Genomic DNA, 16,745 nt, shown 5'->3' with positions numbered 1-16,745 from the left:
GGGGGGGGGTGTGTTTTTTTGGGGGGGGCGGGTGGGGGGACCCCGGGGGGGGGGGGGGGGCCCGCCCCCCCCCCCCCCCCGGGGGGCCGCGGGGGGGGGGGGGGGGGGGGGGCCCCCCCCCCCCCCCCCCCCCGGCGCACTAGTGAAGGCCAGACCGACCCAGCAGGAGAGACCCTTGTCCACTTCACCGTTCAATGAAGGCTGGATCTGCGGACCGCCAAGCGGCATGTTCGCAGGTCTCGGCGCCAATGGGGACGCGGCGACAGCCGTCCACCTCCCCCACGACGCCCTGCGGGATGCGACGCGCCGGCCGGACGCCCCGGGAAAGGGAGCCGGTGCGTACTACCCGAACGCGGCGTACTCCTATGTCAAGTCCTTCCACGCCCCCGGTACATGGGAAGGACGTCTGGTCCGCCTCGAGATCCAGGGCGCCTACCGGCGCGCCCAAGTGTTCATCAACGACGAGCTCGCCGGCATCCGGGCCGACGGTTACGCCCGCTTCTTCGTGGACCTCACCCCCTTCCTTCGGTTCGACGCGACAAACACTCTGCGCATCGAGGTGCGATCCGGTCAGGACTCCCGGTGGTACTCCGGGGCGGGCCTTCACCGTCCCGTTCTCCTGCACGTCAGCGAGCCTGTGCACATCGAACCAGACGGCGTCACCGTCCGAATCGTGCGAATCGAGCCCGATCAGGCGGTCGTGGAAATCGAAACCGCTGCCGCAAACGCCGGACTTGTCACCCGCAGCGTAACCGTTGAGACCACAGCAACCAGCCCCGACCGGTCGACGGCGGTCAGCGACGCCAGCCCTCTCACTCTGGCGCCTGGCGAGAGTGCCCGGGTCCGTCAACGGCTCTACATCCAGCAACCCCAGCTCTGGGGGCCGGACAACCCCGCCCTCTACACGGCACATGTGCGCCTCACCGGTCACGACGACAACGAGACCGTGACCTTCGGCATCCGTGAGATCACCGTGGATCCCCGAAAGGGCCTCCGCATCAACGGTCAACCCGTCCTGCTGCGGGGCGCATGCATCCACTCCGACAACGGGCCCCTCGGGGCTGCGGCCATCGGACGAGCAGACGAGCGACGAGTAGAACTGCTGAAAGCAGCCGGCTTCAACGCGATCCGCGCCGCCCACAACCCCGCATCACCTGCGCTGCTGGACGCCTGCGACCGCCTCGGCATGCTGGTGATGGACGAAGCATTCGACGTATGGACCCGGTTCAAGACCATCGATGACTACGCCTTCGACTTCCCGCAATGGTGGGCTTCTGACCTCGAGTCGATGGTCATCAAGAACCGCAACCACCCGAGCGTGATCATGCACTCGATCGGCAACGAGATCGCCGAAGTCGGTACGCCACATGGAGCGCGGTGGGCTCGCCGAATGGCCGAACACGTGCGAAACCTCGACCCGTCGCGGCCGGTCACGAACGGCGTCAACCCGTTCCTCGCCGTGATGGACGAATTGCCCGCCATCCTGGAGGCAGCGGGCGGACTGAACGAGGCCATGTCCGCAGAGGGTGGCTTCGACTTCGTGGGCACTGGGGAAGCCGCCACCCGACGAACCGCCGAATCCAGCGCCGCACTCGATGTTCTCGGGCTCAACTACTCCGAAGCGCGGTACGCGCTCGATCGTGACCTGTTCCCGAATCGGGTGATCGTCGGCTCCGAAACCTTCCCCGGACAGATCGGGAAGAACTGGCCGCTCGTGCAGGAGAACCCCAATGTCATTGGCGACTTCGCCTGGACCGGGTGGGACTACCTCGGTGAAGTCGGACTCGGGTCGATCACCTATGAGGGTGACGACTCGAATGGGGCGCTCGAGCGGGAGTACCCCTTCCTCACCGCCTGGTGCGGGGACATCGACATCACTGGTTGGCGACGACCCCTCTCGTACTATCGGGAGATCGTGTTCGGCCTCCGTACCGAGCCTTACATCTCCGTCCGACGCCCGGAGCGGCACGGCGCGACCGTGGTATCGGAGTCCAAATGGGCGTGGAGTGACTCCGTCGCATCATGGACCTGGCCCGGACACGAAAACCACCCGGTCGCGGTGGAGGTCTACGCAGACGCTGACGAAGTGATTCTCCAGCTGGATGGACACGACATCGCTCGCGCCCCCGTCGGCACAGACAAACCAATGCTCGCCGTCCTGGAGACCCCGTACCGACCGGGGCAGCTTGTGGCGATCGCGCTTCGAGACGGACGTGAGTCCGGCCGGACGTCACTTACCACGGCGGGAAGCGACACTCACGTCACGGCCACCGCCGACCAGGTGCAGCTCACCGCCGATGATGACTCGCTGGCATACATCGCGATCGAACTACGAGACGAAAGCGGAGTCCTCGTCACCGCCGACGACCGCGAGATCACAGTGCACGTGGAGGGAGACGCAATCCTGGCCGGGATCTGCAGCGCCAATCCCAAAACCACGGAACGCTTCGACAGCAACACCTGGAAAACCTTCGACGGCCGCGCTCTGGCTGTTGTGCGACCCACTGGAGTCGGAACCGCGGTGGCTTCCGTCACGTCCCCCGGTCTTCACACGGTCAGCATTCACTTCCGCGTCGGTGCCGCCGGCTGACCAACGCCCTAACACGATCCAGCGTTGCGCCCAAAGGCCGCTTCGCTCATACCGATCCCCGCGCCGACCTGATTGTTGCGGGGCGCCTCTATCCGAGTCGCCCTCCCCGGCGGTCGCACCCGAGCCTGCGTAGGAGTCGACGTCAGGACGCGGTTCCAGCGACTTCCAGCAGCTTCTCTACGCCCAGCGTGACGACCTCGAGCTGGAAAGAGAAGTGCTCATCCCCGCCCGGAATCGTCGACCTGTTGCCAAGTAGCCGGCGGGTGAGCGCAAACTGTCCAGCCGGGACTTTCTCCAGAGCGCGCTCGAGAAGTTCCTCCTGAGGCGCCGTGCCGCGAGCAGCGGTGTCGGAGATGGCGCGCGCGGACGCGAATGCGAGCTCTGCCAGCATCGTGATGACTCGGCCGGCATCGGCTTCCGCGAGTCCCGCATTCACCAGTGCCACCGTTGCCGCTTCGGCCGGGCGCACCGCCTCCAGGTCTTCTTCACTGTCGAATTCGACGTAGCTTGCCCAGGCACCTGCAGCCGTCACGGCGTCGCGAGTGATGTGGGCGAAAGAGTGGATCGCTGTACGCCAATCGCTTTCCTCGGTGAAGTCATGGGAAGAAACGGCGTCCCGGAAGGCGTCTGCCGCGACCATACGCATCAGAGACGTGCGGTTCTCGACGTGATAGTGAAGCGTCTTACGGTCCACGCCAATGTCTTCCGCAAGGGCCTGCATGGTGAGCGTGGCGGGGTCGCGGAGCCGGGCAGCCCGAATGATCTTCTCCCGGTCCACAAGCCTGGGACGCCCGCGGCGTGGCTTCACGCCGTCCGTATCTGTCATCGCTGGTGCCCGCCTTTTCGGTCGCTCGGGTGAGTTCGTCATACACCCGCAGTATGCGGAATACTCCCCGTCTGGGAATTATAGAACAGCGCTGTGGCGTTCGTGTGGGCGACTCGGTATTGATCGGATCGGAGATCACCGCTATCTTTTATCCCGGACCGGGGAAAACCTACCCGAGCCCTCTCTTCTCGCCTCAGAGCGGGCCGTCCTCCGACGACCGACACGCTCCCCCGCCACAACTGCGGCGCAGGTCCAAGACAACCCTTCACGAATCGCCGAACTCAAAGGAGAGCTCCATGACCGTCCACCCCCTGCGCTGGCTTGTCGCCGTCGCCGCGATGACAACGACCACGATGATCGCCGGTCCCGCATTCGCCGCCCCCGCGCTAGCGCCCGGCGACACTTACGTTGCTCTTGGAAGCTCCTATGCGGCGGGCGGAGGCCTCGGTCCGGCCGACCCTGCCGGCCTGCAAGGGTGCGGTCGCACGACGATCGCCTATCCCTATCTCGTCGCAGAAGCGCTTGACCTGCAATTGACCAACGCCGCCTGTGGCGGCGCATCGATCGACAACGTCGCGGGCACTCCTCAGCAGATCTGGGGTTGGGATGGCACGAATCGTCTTGGGCCGTTGCAGCTGGACGCAGTACACGCCGACACGGATGTCGTCACCATCACGATCGGTGGAAATGACGTGAACTACGTCGGCAATCTGACGGCTGAAGCCTGCCTCGGAGACCTCGCCGCAAATCCGGCGAGCGTCATCAGCAACCAGCTCAAATCGTACGGTCTGTGCAGCCCACGGCCCGACTCACTGGTGCGCCAGCAGCTCGACACACTCCAGGACAGCCTGGTCCGCATGGTGCAGGACGTCCGCGGGCGAGCACCTCAGGCACGCATCGTTCTCGTTGACTACATCAGTGTGCTCCCGGAGAACGGCAAGCCCTGCGCGGCGCTGCCCATCCCCCAGGATCGACAGAAGTTCCTGCTCGAGGTCGCGCGCAAGGTCTCGCTCGCCACAAAGCTGGCTGCGCATGAGACGGGCGTGGAGCTGGTCGCAGCTTCAAAACTCAGTCGCGGACACGACGCCTGCTCGACCGAGCCGTGGGTCATCGGGTACGACTTCTCCCAAGGCTTCGTGATGATGCACCCCAACGCGACCGGCCATGCCGCTGTGGCCGACGCGGTGGTGCGCCAACTGAACTCCTGACCGCCGCTGCAGCTAACATCACCGAGGCGACCTACTGACAAGTTTCGGCAAGGCCGATCTGGCCGAGCATGAAGTCTGGGCCTGCGGCAGCCACGGACTACTTGGTGGCGGGCCGTGCGCGACTCGGCGGCCCTGGGGAAGCGGCAACGCCCCGGCGCCGAGGCGACGGTCGGTGCGTCCTGGCGACCCATGCCGGCTCCCGCTGATTCGCTTATGTCAGTCGTCGGGGGCGAACCGCTCGAGCACGGCTGCCGGAATGGGATTTACCGTCCGGTCAGGCTCCGCGTAGTGCTCCTTCGTGGTCTTCGTCGAGGTGTGCCCCAGGACGTCGGCCGCGGTCTCGATGCCCAGTTCGTTCGTGAGCAGTGTGGCCCCAGTGCGTCGGAACGCGTGGGGTGTGATCTCGAGCCCTTCCAACCCGGCAATCTTGAGCATCTCCCGGAAGGTCCGTCGCACATTGTGAGGCGCGAGCGGGGTGCCCTTGCGGGTGAAGAAGAGCAAATGCTCGGATCCCTCCCCCGCGATCAACGCGAGCCGCCGCCGGACGACCGCGGCAGCGAATGGCGGAATCGCGACAACACGGTTGGATTCAGCTGTCTTCGGCTGGGGCTGCCGCAGCACACCAACGCCCTTGCGGACGACGATGGTCCCGCAGACATGCACAGTAGGCGGACTAGCGGTCATGTCGACATCGCATTTCCGGAAGGCCAGGGCCTCCCCGATGCGAGTGAGCGAGCCGAGCATCAGCTCAATGATGTCTCGCACCTGGCCGTCTGGGTGGGGGCCGAGCACCCCGGGCTGGGTTCGCCACTCTCGCGCGGCGGTTCGGATCGCGAGGATCTGTTCCGTCGTCAGCGCCTTCGGCACGCGCTTCGGCTTCCTCAGTCGAGAGGTGTCTTTGACAGGGTTTCGATTGATGATCTCGCGGCGGACACCGAACCCGAGCACAAAGTTCAAGATCGTCCGTGAATGCTTGGCACGGGGGTAGGACTTCGCAAGCTGGGTGTTGAGGAAGCGCTCGACACGGCCCACCGTGATCTCACGCAGGGTGAAGTGCTGGAAGGTCGGTAGTACGAGCGAGTAGTACTCGCGCTCGTACACCTCCTTCGAGCCATCCGAAAGGGTCGGGTCGGTCTTCATCGCTTCCAGCCAGGCCGTCCCGAGCTCCACGAATCGCGAGTCCGCAGTAATCGCCGTACTGTCACCACCGATCCGCATCCGGTCCGCAAGCTGGGTCTTCAGCTCCGTTTTCGCCGCACCCGCGGACTTCCCGGTCGCCGTCACCTGACGGGTGTGCCCGTCCCAGTCCCGGAACCGCGCGGACGCACGGAATCTGCCGGACTCGAGCTTGCGCGTGGTGATCTCACCGAACGTTCCGACAGGCAGCCGCGGACGACCAGCCATCAGAAATCGCCGCCCTTCGGTGCAGCGACAGGCTCGGGTTCGTGTCGCTCATGCAGCCACCTGCGAATGTCCGATGGAGCGAACCGCAGCTCTCGACCCACCGGAATGCCGCGCGGGCCGCGCCCCTCGGCGCGCAGGTCATATATGGCCTGCACACGCAGGCCCAGGTAGTCGGCCAATTCGCTGGTGGTCAGCAGTCGCTCGAGGCCGAGCTCTGCGAGCTGTTCGCTGTTCATATCCAGTAGGTGACCGAGGCCTCCCCAGTTCAACCGAACCGGAGCGAGCACCCTACTCCTGACGGACGGCTCAAGACCGCCGTGCATGCGAAAGCGTTGGATAAGTGATGAACTCATCGAGTTCTTGTCCCTTCGTAGGGACAAGAAACCCTGGTCATCCGAGGTTTTCTGTAGCAGGAGCGGGGCTTGAACCCGCGACCTCACGATTATGAGTCGTGCGCTCTCACCAACTGAGCTACCCTGCCGCGTCACGCCGGTGAACGAACACCGGATGCTGCGAGCCCCGAGTCAGGATTGAACTGACGACCCCTTCCTTACCATGGAAGTGCTCTGCCACTGAGCTATCGGGGCGCGCCCAGGCATGCCTGGGCAACTAGAAGAGAATACCAGAGCACCGGCATCCCCTTGAATCGAGGTCAACCGCCGGCGTGCTCCCGCAGCCACGGAATCGGGTCGATCGGGGTGGTGCCGTTCGCGAGGATCTCGAAGTGGGTGTGAGCGCCGTACGAGCGGCCGGTGTTGCCCGTGTGCCCGACGATCGTGCCGACGGTGACCTGATCGCCGACCTCGACCTGGCGCGAGCCGTAGAGCATGTGCGAATAGCTGCTCGAAACCAGCACGCCGTCGATGACGTGGTCGATCACGATGTGCACGCCGAATGCGCCGCCCGAGTCGGTGGACTCGCGCACGACTCCGTCGGCGATCGCCTGGATCGGTGAGCCCTCGCCCGGGGTGAAATCGACACCTTCGTGCATCGTGCCGTCGCGCATGCCGAAGCCGTAGCTGATGGGCACGCCGACGGCGAACGGCCACTGGATGGGCGAGTTCGGGTCGTTGACGAAGAAGTTCGAGAAGTTCGAGATGCCCGAATCGGCCGCGAGCTGGGCCATCGTGAGCGTCGAGTAGTTCTCAGCGCGCTGGATGGGCGCACTCTGCATGTCGGACGGCGTGACGTAGGCCTGGATCTCTTCATCGCGAGGTTCCACGTCGCCGCCGGCCGCCACCGCGAGGGTGGTGCCGATGTCAGAGGTGCGTGGCGCGGCGACCGCGTCGGCGGGAGTGGTCAATCCGACGGTCAGCAGCCCCACGATGCCCATCACGCCCACCGAGAACGATGCCGCACTCACACGCTTGAATGAGGCACCCCGATTTCGGCGGGCCCCGATGTGGGCCGGGGCGCTTGTCGGAGCATCAGCATCCGCGCGTGTCGCCGCGTACTGGATCGGAGTCTCGCCGGTGAACGAGAACAGGCGTGCCGCGGCTTCGAACTCGTCGATCTCCGGAGCGGAGGATGCCGCCGTGCCGGCGTCGCTGGACGCGACCGATTCCGACGCATCGGGCTCATCGCCGAAGATCAGCGCAGGGGCGTCGTCGACGGCGGGTTCGAGCAGTTCGAAGTCCTCGAGCGGAACCACGACGGGCTCGTCGGCCGGCGGGGCGGGCTCGGAGGCGGATTCGGCGGGAGCGACGACGTGCACAGCACCGCCGACCGACGCCGCCGGGCGGCGGCTGCGGCGGGTGGGCAGGACCACCGGCGCGAGAGCCTCGACCGGCGCGGCGGGCTCGACCGGCGAGGCCACCACCGTCGGAGGGAGGGTGAGGACGGGCCCCTGCGAGAGGATCCGGCGCCTCAGTTCTGCGCGCGATGCCCCGGGAGTCTCCACGGTCGCCGCAGTCGGCGTGGCGGATGACCGGCTGGAACGCCGCGTGGGCGCAGACTCAGCCTGAGGGGCGTCGAAAGGCAAAGCGCAGGGGGGCTCTCGGGTCGTGTCGCTCGGGAGGCGAAGTTTCGGGCATCGGGGCAGCAGATCACTTCCGCCGATTCGGGCCGACGAAAGTAACGATCGGGTAAAGACTATCGGGGTTGACCTGAGAATGCGATGTGTGCAGTCCCTCGGCGCGCCGGTTCATCCGCCTTCATGATTTCACGGACTCGCCGTCGCTGCCAAAAGCTCGTCGAACACTCCGGGCCCCGCCGCCACGAACAGGGGACGATCGGGGTTGTCGGCGAGGTCGACGCGCACGAAGCGTCCTCCCGCTTCGATGACCAGCAGCGCGCCGGCGGCATGGTCCCAGGGCTGCAGGCCGCGCTCGAAATAGCCGTCGAACCTGCCCGCAGCGACGAACGCGAGGTCGAGGGATGCTGCTCCGATGCGCCGCAGATCGCGGGCCATCGGCATGACGCGGCCCACGCGCGCGAGGTCGCCGGCGTGGGTCGCCGGGTTGTAGCCGAACCCCGTGGCCAGGAGCGCTCCGGCGGCTGAGGGGTGGGCGTTCACCTCGAGTCGGCGCCCGCTCAGCCACGCACCGGCGCCCTGTGCCGCATGGAACATCTCGCCCGTCGGCGGACTGAAGACGGCGCCGGCCAGCGCTTCCCACTGCTCGGGTGCGGGCTCGCCGCGCACGGCGGCGATGCTGACGGCATAGGCCGGGATGCCGTAGGCGTAGTTGACCGTGCCGTCGATCGGGTCGACCACCCACGTGATGCCGCTCTCGCCGCGGTCGCCGCCCGATTCCTCGCCGAGGAAGCCATCGTCCGGTCGCGCCGCGGCCAGCCGAGACCGGATGAGCGTCTCCACCTCTCGGTCGGCCTCGGTGACGATGTCCGCGATCGAGGACTTGGTGGCGGCGATCGCCACCCCCTCCTCGCGGCGAAGGCGGGCCAGCCCGCCGGCCTCCCGTGCGACCTCGATCGCGAGTTCTGCGAGCTCATCCACCAGTGCCATGCCTCCACGCTATCGCCGCGGCGTCCACCCGCCGCATGGGCCGCGAGCGGGCATTAGCGTGGAGCAATGCCCCAGTACTCTCACGATGTCGTGATCGTCGGAGGCGGACACAACGCCCTGGTCGCCGCCGCGTACCTGGCCCGCGCAGGCCGAAGCGTCGTCGTGCTCGAGCGGCTGTCGCATGTCGGAGGCGCGGCGGTCTCGCAGAGCCCGTGGGCCGGTGTCGAGGCCCGCCTCTCGCGGTATTCGTATCTCGTGAGCCTGCTCCCCCGCACGATCATCGACGATCTCGGGCTGCGCATCGACCTGCGTCGTCGCCGGTACTCGTCGTACACACCGGATCCGGCGGATCCCACGCGCGGAGTGCTCGTGGACACCGGGGATGCCGCCGCCACAGCGGCATCGTTCGTCCAGACCACCGGCGACACCGGTGAGGCGGAGCGGTATGCGCAATTCACCGACCGCTTGGCCCCGCTGGCCCGCCACCTGTTTCCGACGGTGACCTCTCCGCTGCGAACGCGGTCCGCCGTCCGTTCGGGTTTCGAGGACCGCGCACTGTGGGATGCGGTCGTCGAACGCCCGCTGGGCGGCCTGCTGCGCTCATCGCTCGGTAGCGACATCGTCCGCGGCATCGCCCTGACCGACGGACTCATCGGCACCTTCGCCGCCGCCGATGACATCAGCCTGCGGCAGAACCGCTGCTTCCTGTACCACGTCATCGGCGGCGGCACCGGCGACTGGGACGTCCCGGTCGGCGGCATGGGGCAGGTGAGCGCAGAGCTCGAGCGCGCCGCCCGCGCGGCCGGCGCGCAACTGCGTACGGACGCCGAGGTGGTCGCGATCGGCTCGGACGGCGACGTCGAGATCGGCGCAGCTCGGCCGCAGACCCTGCGGGGCCGCCTGGTGCTCAGCGGGGTGGGGCCGGCCGTGCTCGCCCGACTGCTGGCGAACGGAGGCGCACGCTCAGAGCCCGAGCCCTCGGAGCCCCCGGAGGGCGCCCAGGTCAAGGTGAACATGCTGCTGCACCGCCTCCCGAAGCTGCGGGATGATCGGGTCGCTCCCCGGGCCGCGTTCGCCGGCACGTTCCACATCAACGAGACGATGTCGCAGCTCGACGAGGCTCATGACGCGGCTCAGGGTGGCAGCATCCCGAATCCGCTGCCGGCGGAGATCTACTGCCATTCGCTCACCGACCCGTCGATCCTCGGTGCACCGCTGCGCGCGCAGGGGGCGCAGACCCTGACCCTGTTCGGACTGCAGGTGCCGCACCGTCTGGTGGCGAACCTGGAGCGGGATGCCGCGCGCTCGGCGCTGCTGGAGGCAGCCACGCGTTCGCTGGACTCGGTGCTCGCCGAGCCCATCGCCGACTGCATCTACGAAGCACCCGACGGCTCCGCGTGCATCGAGGCCCGCACGACCGCGGACCTGGAGGATTCGCTCGGGATGGTCGGGGGCGACATCTTCCACGGTCCGCTGTCGTGGCCGTGGGCAGAGGATGACGAGCCCCTCGACTCCGCCGCCGCCCGCTGGGGCGTGGCGACCGCGCATCCGCGTGTCCTGCTGTGCGGTTCGGGTGCTCGGCGTGGAGGAGCGGTCAGCGGCATCGGCGGCCACAACGCGGCGATGGCCGCGCTCGAGCTGCTGAGCGCGTGAGCCGCGGCCGTCAGGGGCGCGGCGGCAGAGGCGGCGGCGGCGGAAATCCTTCGTAGCCTCGCGGCGCGGGGGGCTGCGGCACGGCGGAGGGCGGCGCGAACGGTGCGACGGGCGCGATGGCCTGCGAGAGCTGGGACGGATAACCGGTGTAGTAGGCGTTCCAGTCCGGTGAGCCGTCGGGCATCATCGGCAGCGGCGTCACTCCGTCGGCGTAGGTGGGCCACGGCGGCAGCGCTGCGTGCGGGAAGGGGGCGGCTTCCCGCTGATCGGGTCGCGGGCTCTTCGGGGCGAAGAGCGCGTTGATGAGCGGCACGAGGGCTGTGCCGACGGCCGCCAGGATCGTGATCGCCACCACGAATCGCCAGTACAGCTCGGAGAAGTCGACCCACTCCCCCAGCATGAGAGGCAGCACGAGCATGACCGCGAGACCGATCACGAGCGTGATCGTCACGATCGCGACGATCTGCGTGAAGGTCGTGACGTGCCGGAAGAACGCCTTCGTGTAGAGCCGGATGTGCAGAAGGGCCAGCTGCAGGATCAGCACGATCAGCAGGAACTGGATGAAGCGGGTGAAGCCGCTCCACGAGTAGCGCTCCGGCATCCAGATCATCACCGCGCCGATCAGGAGCGTGACCACCCAGGTGACCATGCTGGCCAGGGCGAACCATGCGGGCCGCCGGGGAGCGAGCCGGGCGTCGATGATCGCGACGCCTGCGAAGGCGGCCAGCAGGAGGATGGTGAGAAAGGCGCGTCCGATGATTCCGTTCTGGGTTCCGACGAGCACCCAGATCACGCAGACGATGGCTGCGGCGATCAACGCACCGATCGCGACCCAGATCGCGGTGCGCACGAGCGACGAACCCGGGTTGTCGCTACGGGTGTGATCCGGGTAGGGGTCGCGCGCGCTCATCTCAGTCCTCTCGTCAGCGGGTCGCCCCGCACACGCTCATCCTGACACGCGGCCGGCGCCCACCGGGAGAGCATCTACCGGCGGCGAACCCTCACTCGAGCGGGCGCGCCAGAGCGTCGATGACTTCCGCGTTGGGCAGTGCGGCGAGTACGGAGCCGGGAAGGAACAGCTTGCTCGCGCGGAGGCCGCTGCCGATGACGACCTCGTCGGTCCGCGCGACCGCGGCATCCACGAGGATCGGCCACCCGTGCGGCAGTCCGAGGGGCGTGATGCCGCCGTACTCCATGCCGGTGAGGACGACGGCTTCATCGACGGGCGCGAACGAGGCGCTGCGTGCGTCCAGCCTGCGGCGGACCACGCCGTTCACATCGGCGCGAGTGGTCGCGAGGACCATGCACGCGGCGTAGCGGATCTCACCGCCCCGCTTGCCCTTGATCACCACGCAGTTGGCAGACGCGGCCGGGCTCACGCCGTACCGTTCGCAGAAGGCGGCGGTGTCCGCCAGAGCCGGGTCGATTGCTGCAGCACCGATTCTGGCGGCGAGCTGCGGATCGAGACCGTCGAGCGCCCGGGCGACGGGCGGCGCGAGCAGACCGGACTGCTCCAGAGCGGGTCGGGCTGTCAGCGATCCGGTCTCGTGCCAGGTCATGTCGAGGATCCTAGCGGCGTGCTCGCCGGCGTGCATCGATCCGGCGGGGTGCGGCCCGCCGGATCGATGGGTCGTCAGCGCCGGATGTTCCGCGCGATCGCCGCGGCGAGCACGGCGATGCCGGCACCGGCGGCGATGACGAGACCCGGACGCTCGCGGTAGGCCTGCTTGAGCTTCTCTGTCCACTCGCCGGCCACAGTGCGGGTCTGCGCCACGATCTGGTCGAAGTCGACGTCGTCGGCCACACCCTTGAGCTTCGCGGTGGCGGCCTTCGCCGCGTCGGCGGCGGCGTCGGCGGCCTTGCTGACGGAGACCGCAGCGTCGGATGCCGCGCTCTTGGCACCGTCGACGACATCGGCCACCTTGGTCGTCGCCTTGTCAGCAGCATCGCCCACGGCGTCGCTCTTCGCGCTCGCTCTGGTCGTCGAGTCGGCCTTGAGGTCTTCCGCGATCTGCTCGGCGGTCGCGCCCAGTGCATCGGCACCGTTGGCTGCGGCATCCCGCACGTTGTCCGCGGCGTCCCGCGCCGCCTGTGTCGCGGCGTCGATGTTGCCCTGTGAATCGGTCATCGTCGTGCTCCCTTCGTCCGTACGATCGGCCAATCGTACGCTCGCGGCACGGGAGCGACCGGCGAAGCGCGTGGGCTTGCCACCGCTGCGGGCGAGTGGTAGGCCGGGGCCTCTGGGCATCGACCGCCGCCGCGCTGGCGCAGAACTCAGAAAGCGCCCCGCGAACGGGGCGCTTTCGACGAAGTGTGGCGAGTGAGGGATTCGAACCCCCGAAGGCTACGCCGGCTGATTTACAGTCAGATCCCTTTGGCCGCTTGGGTAACTCGCCAGACGCGCACCCGACCGGCTTTTTCAGTCGAGCGGAGGCGCGATCACCCATCTTACGCGTGGGACGGGCGCCACGAAAATCCATCCGGCCTCGTGCGCGAACGTGCTGCCGTCAGGTGCCGATGCGGTCCATGTCGATGCCCTGGAGCGATTCGGGCAGGCGCAGCAGCGCGCCCTCGAAACGGCAGGTCGCGGCGGCGACGTCCATGGCGCGGGAGAGCGCAGTCCGCCAGCCGTCCTCGTCGGCCGGCCATCCTTCGGCGAGCGCCGCCACCGTCGCGGCGAAGGCGGCGTCACCGGCACCCATCGTGTCGACGATGCGACCGGGCAGGTCGGAGATCGGTCGCGTCACGACGATCTCGCCGGCTTCGATTGTCGCTCCCGCCGATCCCTGCGTCGCGAGCACCGCGTCCACACCGAGATCGACCAGTCGGGCACGCAGCGCGTCCAGCGGCTCGCCGTACAGGAGGACGGCATCATCCTCCCCGACCTTCACCAATTCGGCGTCTGCGGCGAGCGCCTCGAAGCCGCGCACGAATTCGGCGGAGTCGGACATCATCCCCGACCGGGGGTTCGGGTCGATCACGAGCATGCCGGAAGACTCGTGAAGCGCTTCGGCCAGCAACCGCGTCTGCTCGACGTTGTCGAAGGGGTAGCAGCTGACGGCCACGATGTGCGCCGACGCGATCGCCGCGCGGACGTGGTCGTCGTAACGGATGCCGCGCGCCTGAGCTGCGGCGTTGAACTCGTAGACCGGTTCCCCCGACGCGCTGCGAGTGCTCACCGCGCGGGAGCTGCCCAGCTCGGAGGGCGATGCGATCAGGTCGACGCCGTAGTCGGCGAGATACGCGCGGATATGGTCGGCGGCCTCGTCTTCCCCGAGCATCGCGATGAGCGTCGTGGGCACTCCCAGACGCGTGAGGCCGACCGCCACGTTCAGAGCCGCGCCGCCGACGAACTCCCGGACGCCGGTGTCGTCGCGCAACTCGTCGATGAGCGCGTCCCCGATGACCACTACCCGATCGCTCATGCCCCAGTCCTCGCTGCTTCCACTACTCGTTCGATGAAGGCTTCGGCCCGCTGCCGCGTTCCGTCGATCCGCGCGTCCACGCTCGTGCGCACTTCACTGGGCGCGAGCGGAGCCGCAAGACGAACGTTCTCGTGGCAGGACAGATCCGTGCACAGGTAGGTTCCCACAGAGTCGCCCCGAGCGCCCGCCGCTCCCGCCTTGCGCGCTGAGAACAGCGACACCTGGTCGGCGGGCTGCATCGTGCGGCACACGTTGCAGAACGCGGCGCCGGCTCGGGAACTGCCCTCGGCGGCCCGCATGACGACGCCCACCGGGCGCCCGTCGATCTCGCCGACGAGATATCCGCGACCTCTGTTGCGCGGATCGCGCCACGCCAGGAAGTCCAGATGATCCCAGTCCGTCAGCACGAAATCCAAGGGTGATGCGAACACCCGCAGCTCATCATCCGTCGCATTCGCGATCGCGTCGCGCAGCTCTTCTTCGGTCAATTGGCGCATTCGACCTCCTCGCGGCCTCCGATCAGTCTATGAAGAACACCCGGCCGCGGCGCCAGCGCCGAGGGCGTGACGGTCTCACCCATCGTGGTTCCGGCGCCCAGAGGCGTGTCGGGGCGAGGACAGATGCCGAACTCAGGCTGAACCGGCGAGAGTCCGGCTCGAAGGTGCGGAAATCTGCGGTGGCCGTGACCGACGAGAATCGGCCAGCCTGAATTCGGCATCGCGCGGGGGACAGAGGCATGCGTCGGCCGGGCTAGCGCGGGAGCGGCTCAGCCGTCGAAGTGCGCGCTCACGGCACGACTACCCCGGGAAGGGCCCACGCGGCGAACACGGGACCCTCGGCGAAGACCAGCACCGCGCCGTCGGAGGCCGTCGCGAGACTGGCGCTGCCGGACAGCTCGACCGCCGAAGCCGCACCGGGCACCGAGGCCGCGACCAACTCGACGTCGACACGACCCGTCGAAGCGAGCACGAGCACGGACTCCTCCTGCGACTCGCGGACGAAGATCACGGTCTCATCGTCCACGTGCAGCCATCTGAGGCCGCCGGTCGCCAGCGCGGGATGCGCGCGGCGGAGCGCGATGAGGTCTCGGTAGAGGGCGAGCCGCGCGGCGACGTCCGGCTCGCTCTCGGTCCCCCACGGCATCGGCGTGCGGCTCGACTCGCCGTCGACCCCGACTGCTCCGTACTCGTCGCCCGCGAACACGACAGGCAGTCCGGGCAGCGTCATCGACAGGCCCAGCGCCAGCGGGATGACCCCCGGAGCGGCGTGGGTGGCGAATCGCGCGGTGTCGTGGGTGTCGAGCGGCTGCATGTTGCCCAGACGCACGCGCCACGGGATGCCGGCGGTGAAGCGGGTCACCGCGGCGACGAACTGGCCCGCGGTGTAGCGCGGGATGCCGCCGATCGGCTGACCGAAGAACCACGGCTCCGTCACGTGACGGCCCTCTGCGTCGATGTACCGCTGGCGCGTCGGCTCGCTGAGCCATCCCCACACCGGACGGGTGAAGGAGGGGTAGGTCATGGCGCCGTGCCAGCCGTCGCCCTGCAGGTCGCTGGTCGCGTCGTTCGTGGATTCGCCCAGCAGCACCGTTTCGGGATTGATGTCGATCATGGTCCGTCGCAGCAGCTGCCGCACCTCGGCGTTCAGATCGACTTCGCCCAGCCGCCCGGTCATGTTCGCGACGTCGATGCGCCACCCGTCGGCATTGAACGGCGGCTTGAGCCACTTCGCCACCACGGAGTCCGGCCCGTCGATGAAGCGCTCGCGCAGCTTCTCGGAGGCCCAATTGAACTTCGGAAGCGTCGGGTATCCCAGCCAGGAGACGTACTGCGTGTTGCCCTCGTCGGTGAAGTAGTAGAACTCCTCCGCGGGAGCGGCGGGCGTCCCCAGCGCGGATAGGAACCACTCGTGGCGGTCACCGGAGTGATTGCTCGTCAGGTCGCCGATCACCCGGATGCCGCGCTCGTGCGCCGCCTCGATCAGGCGGATGTACGCCTCATCGCCGCCGAGCAGCGGGTCGACGGAGAGAAAGCTGGATGCGTCGTAGCGGTGATTGGATGCCGCCGGGAAGACCGGCGTGAGGTACAGCAGATTGACGCCGAGCTCGACCAGGTGATCCAGCTTGGACGTCACCCCGTCCAGGTCGCCGCCGTAGAACTGCTGCGAGCGCCCGGGAGCGAGGGCATCCACCGGCTCGTCCCACGTGGCAGGGATGGCCCAGTCGGGCGTCGGGTGGGTGTCGGCCTGGGCTGAGCGCGCGAATCGATCGGGGAACACCTGGTACAGCACCGCGTCGTACATCCACGCGGGCGGTGCCGGGTAGGCGACGAGCGCGAAGTCCTCGGCATCCAGCGTCTCGATCTCGTGCAGACCGGACTGATTCAGCCATTGCACGCGGCCGTTGTCGTGCTGCAGTATCCAGCGGTACCCGTGGCGCGGATTCGCGACGACGACCTCCGCTTCCCACCAGTCCCATCCATCGGCGGTGCCGATGAGTGCGGCATCCGTCCACGCCGGCTCGTGGTCCGGATTGGAGCGCGTCCGCACCGCCGCCAGCGGCCCGAAGCCGCCGGGAACCCTCAGGCGCACCCGGACGGACTCACCCAGCGTCGGCTCCGCGTTGGAGACATGCAGTGGTGAGCCGTCGTGGTGCGGCAGCAGCGAGTCGAAGGCCATC

At 68.0% G+C, this 16,745-nt stretch carries 14 protein-coding genes and 3 tRNA genes; 3 read left to right on the top strand and 14 right to left on the bottom strand.

Going from position 1 to position 16,745, the window contains the following annotated elements; genetic code table 11:
- The first annotated feature begins 226 nt into the window (after nucleotides 1–226).
- Nucleotides 227–2,590, top strand: a complete 2,364-nt coding sequence (locus tag RWQ91_RS09860; RefSeq protein WP_314505450.1) for a glycoside hydrolase family 2 TIM barrel-domain containing protein — start codon at nucleotides 227–229, stop codon at nucleotides 2,588–2,590.
- Nucleotides 2,591–2,732: 142 nt separating this feature from the next.
- Here the strand turns inward: RWQ91_RS09860 and RWQ91_RS09855 are convergent, their stop codons facing one another.
- Nucleotides 2,733–3,416: a TetR/AcrR family transcriptional regulator C-terminal domain-containing protein gene (locus tag RWQ91_RS09855; RefSeq protein WP_314505448.1), complete on the bottom strand. Its 684-nt coding sequence runs from the start codon at nucleotides 3,414–3,416 to the stop codon at nucleotides 2,733–2,735.
- A gap of 296 nt (nucleotides 3,417–3,712) precedes the next feature.
- On the opposite strand from RWQ91_RS09855, the gene RWQ91_RS09850 reads away from it, so the two are divergent.
- On the top strand, nucleotides 3,713–4,624 hold the full coding sequence (locus RWQ91_RS09850) for an SGNH/GDSL hydrolase family protein (protein WP_314505445.1): 912 nt from the start codon (nucleotides 3,713–3,715) through the stop codon (nucleotides 4,622–4,624).
- Nucleotides 4,625–4,840: 216 nt separating this feature from the next.
- Here the strand turns inward: RWQ91_RS09850 and RWQ91_RS09845 are convergent, their stop codons facing one another.
- The 6 genes from RWQ91_RS09845 to RWQ91_RS09820 all read right to left on the bottom strand — a co-directional run bounded on the left by RWQ91_RS09845 (nucleotide 4,841) and on the right by RWQ91_RS09820 (nucleotide 8,990).
- The gene (locus tag RWQ91_RS09845) at nucleotides 4,841–6,028 is read right to left on the bottom strand and encodes a tyrosine-type recombinase/integrase (RefSeq protein WP_314505443.1); all 1,188 of its coding nucleotides are present in this window, start codon (nucleotides 6,026–6,028) and stop codon (nucleotides 4,841–4,843) included.
- The gene (locus RWQ91_RS09840) at nucleotides 6,028–6,264 is read right to left on the bottom strand and encodes a helix-turn-helix domain-containing protein (RefSeq protein WP_314505441.1); all 237 of its coding nucleotides are present in this window, start codon (nucleotides 6,262–6,264) and stop codon (nucleotides 6,028–6,030) included. The genes RWQ91_RS09845 and RWQ91_RS09840 overlap by 1 nt, the downstream gene beginning before the upstream one ends.
- A 171-nt stretch (nucleotides 6,265–6,435) precedes the next feature.
- Nucleotides 6,436–6,509 (bottom strand) — tRNA-Met (locus RWQ91_RS09835).
- Between the two features lie 34 nt (nucleotides 6,510–6,543).
- A tRNA-Thr gene (locus tag RWQ91_RS09830) sits at nucleotides 6,544–6,615 on the bottom strand.
- Between the two features lie 65 nt (nucleotides 6,616–6,680).
- A complete protein-coding gene (locus RWQ91_RS09825; protein ID WP_314505440.1) occupies nucleotides 6,681–7,847 on the bottom strand; it encodes a peptidoglycan DD-metalloendopeptidase family protein in 1,167 nt (388 codons plus the stop codon).
- Between the two features lie 342 nt (nucleotides 7,848–8,189).
- A complete protein-coding gene (locus RWQ91_RS09820) occupies nucleotides 8,190–8,990 on the bottom strand; it encodes an inositol monophosphatase family protein (protein WP_314505437.1) in 801 nt (266 codons plus the stop codon).
- Between the two features lie 66 nt (nucleotides 8,991–9,056).
- Between RWQ91_RS09820 and RWQ91_RS09815 the strand changes: the two genes are divergently transcribed.
- Entirely contained in the window at nucleotides 9,057–10,643 is a 1,587-nt protein-coding gene (locus RWQ91_RS09815; protein ID WP_314505434.1) for an NAD(P)/FAD-dependent oxidoreductase, read from the top strand.
- Between the two features lie 10 nt (nucleotides 10,644–10,653).
- Here RWQ91_RS09815 and RWQ91_RS09810 read toward each other — a convergent pair whose 3' ends face one another.
- The 7 genes from RWQ91_RS09810 to RWQ91_RS09780 form a co-directional block, all read right to left on the bottom strand.
- Entirely contained in the window at nucleotides 10,654–11,553 is a 900-nt protein-coding gene (locus tag RWQ91_RS09810; RefSeq protein WP_314505432.1) for a hypothetical protein, read from the bottom strand.
- Nucleotides 11,554–11,644: 91 nt separating this feature from the next.
- The gene (locus RWQ91_RS09805) at nucleotides 11,645–12,202 is read right to left on the bottom strand and encodes a YbaK/EbsC family protein (RefSeq protein WP_314505428.1); all 558 of its coding nucleotides are present in this window, start codon (nucleotides 12,200–12,202) and stop codon (nucleotides 11,645–11,647) included.
- A gap of 74 nt (nucleotides 12,203–12,276) precedes the next feature.
- Nucleotides 12,277–12,771 (bottom strand): hypothetical protein, encoded by a 495-nt coding sequence (locus RWQ91_RS09800; protein WP_314505425.1) that lies wholly within the window; start codon nucleotides 12,769–12,771, stop codon nucleotides 12,277–12,279.
- Nucleotides 12,772–12,957: 186 nt separating this feature from the next.
- Nucleotides 12,958–13,039: transfer RNA gene (locus tag RWQ91_RS09795), tRNA-Tyr, on the bottom strand.
- 111 nt (nucleotides 13,040–13,150) lie between these two features.
- Nucleotides 13,151–14,068, bottom strand: a complete 918-nt coding sequence (locus RWQ91_RS09790) for a PfkB family carbohydrate kinase (protein ID WP_314505422.1) — start codon at nucleotides 14,066–14,068, stop codon at nucleotides 13,151–13,153.
- Nucleotides 14,065–14,565: an FBP domain-containing protein gene (locus tag RWQ91_RS09785; RefSeq protein WP_314505420.1), complete on the bottom strand. Its 501-nt coding sequence runs from the start codon at nucleotides 14,563–14,565 to the stop codon at nucleotides 14,065–14,067. The genes RWQ91_RS09790 and RWQ91_RS09785 overlap by 4 nt, the downstream gene beginning before the upstream one ends.
- Nucleotides 14,566–14,854: 289 nt before the next feature.
- The gene (locus RWQ91_RS09780) at nucleotides 14,855–16,744 is read right to left on the bottom strand and encodes a glycoside hydrolase family 13 protein (protein WP_314505417.1); all 1,890 of its coding nucleotides are present in this window, start codon (nucleotides 16,742–16,744) and stop codon (nucleotides 14,855–14,857) included.
- Nucleotide 16,745: the final 1 nt, after the last annotated feature.

Origin of the sequence: uncultured Microbacterium sp. (assembly GCF_963524805.1) — a bacterium.
Lineage (GTDB): Bacteria > Actinomycetota > Actinomycetes > Actinomycetales > Microbacteriaceae > Microbacterium.
Note: the sequence above shows the minus strand (reverse complement) of the source record. Positions and strands in the feature narration are given on the sequence as shown.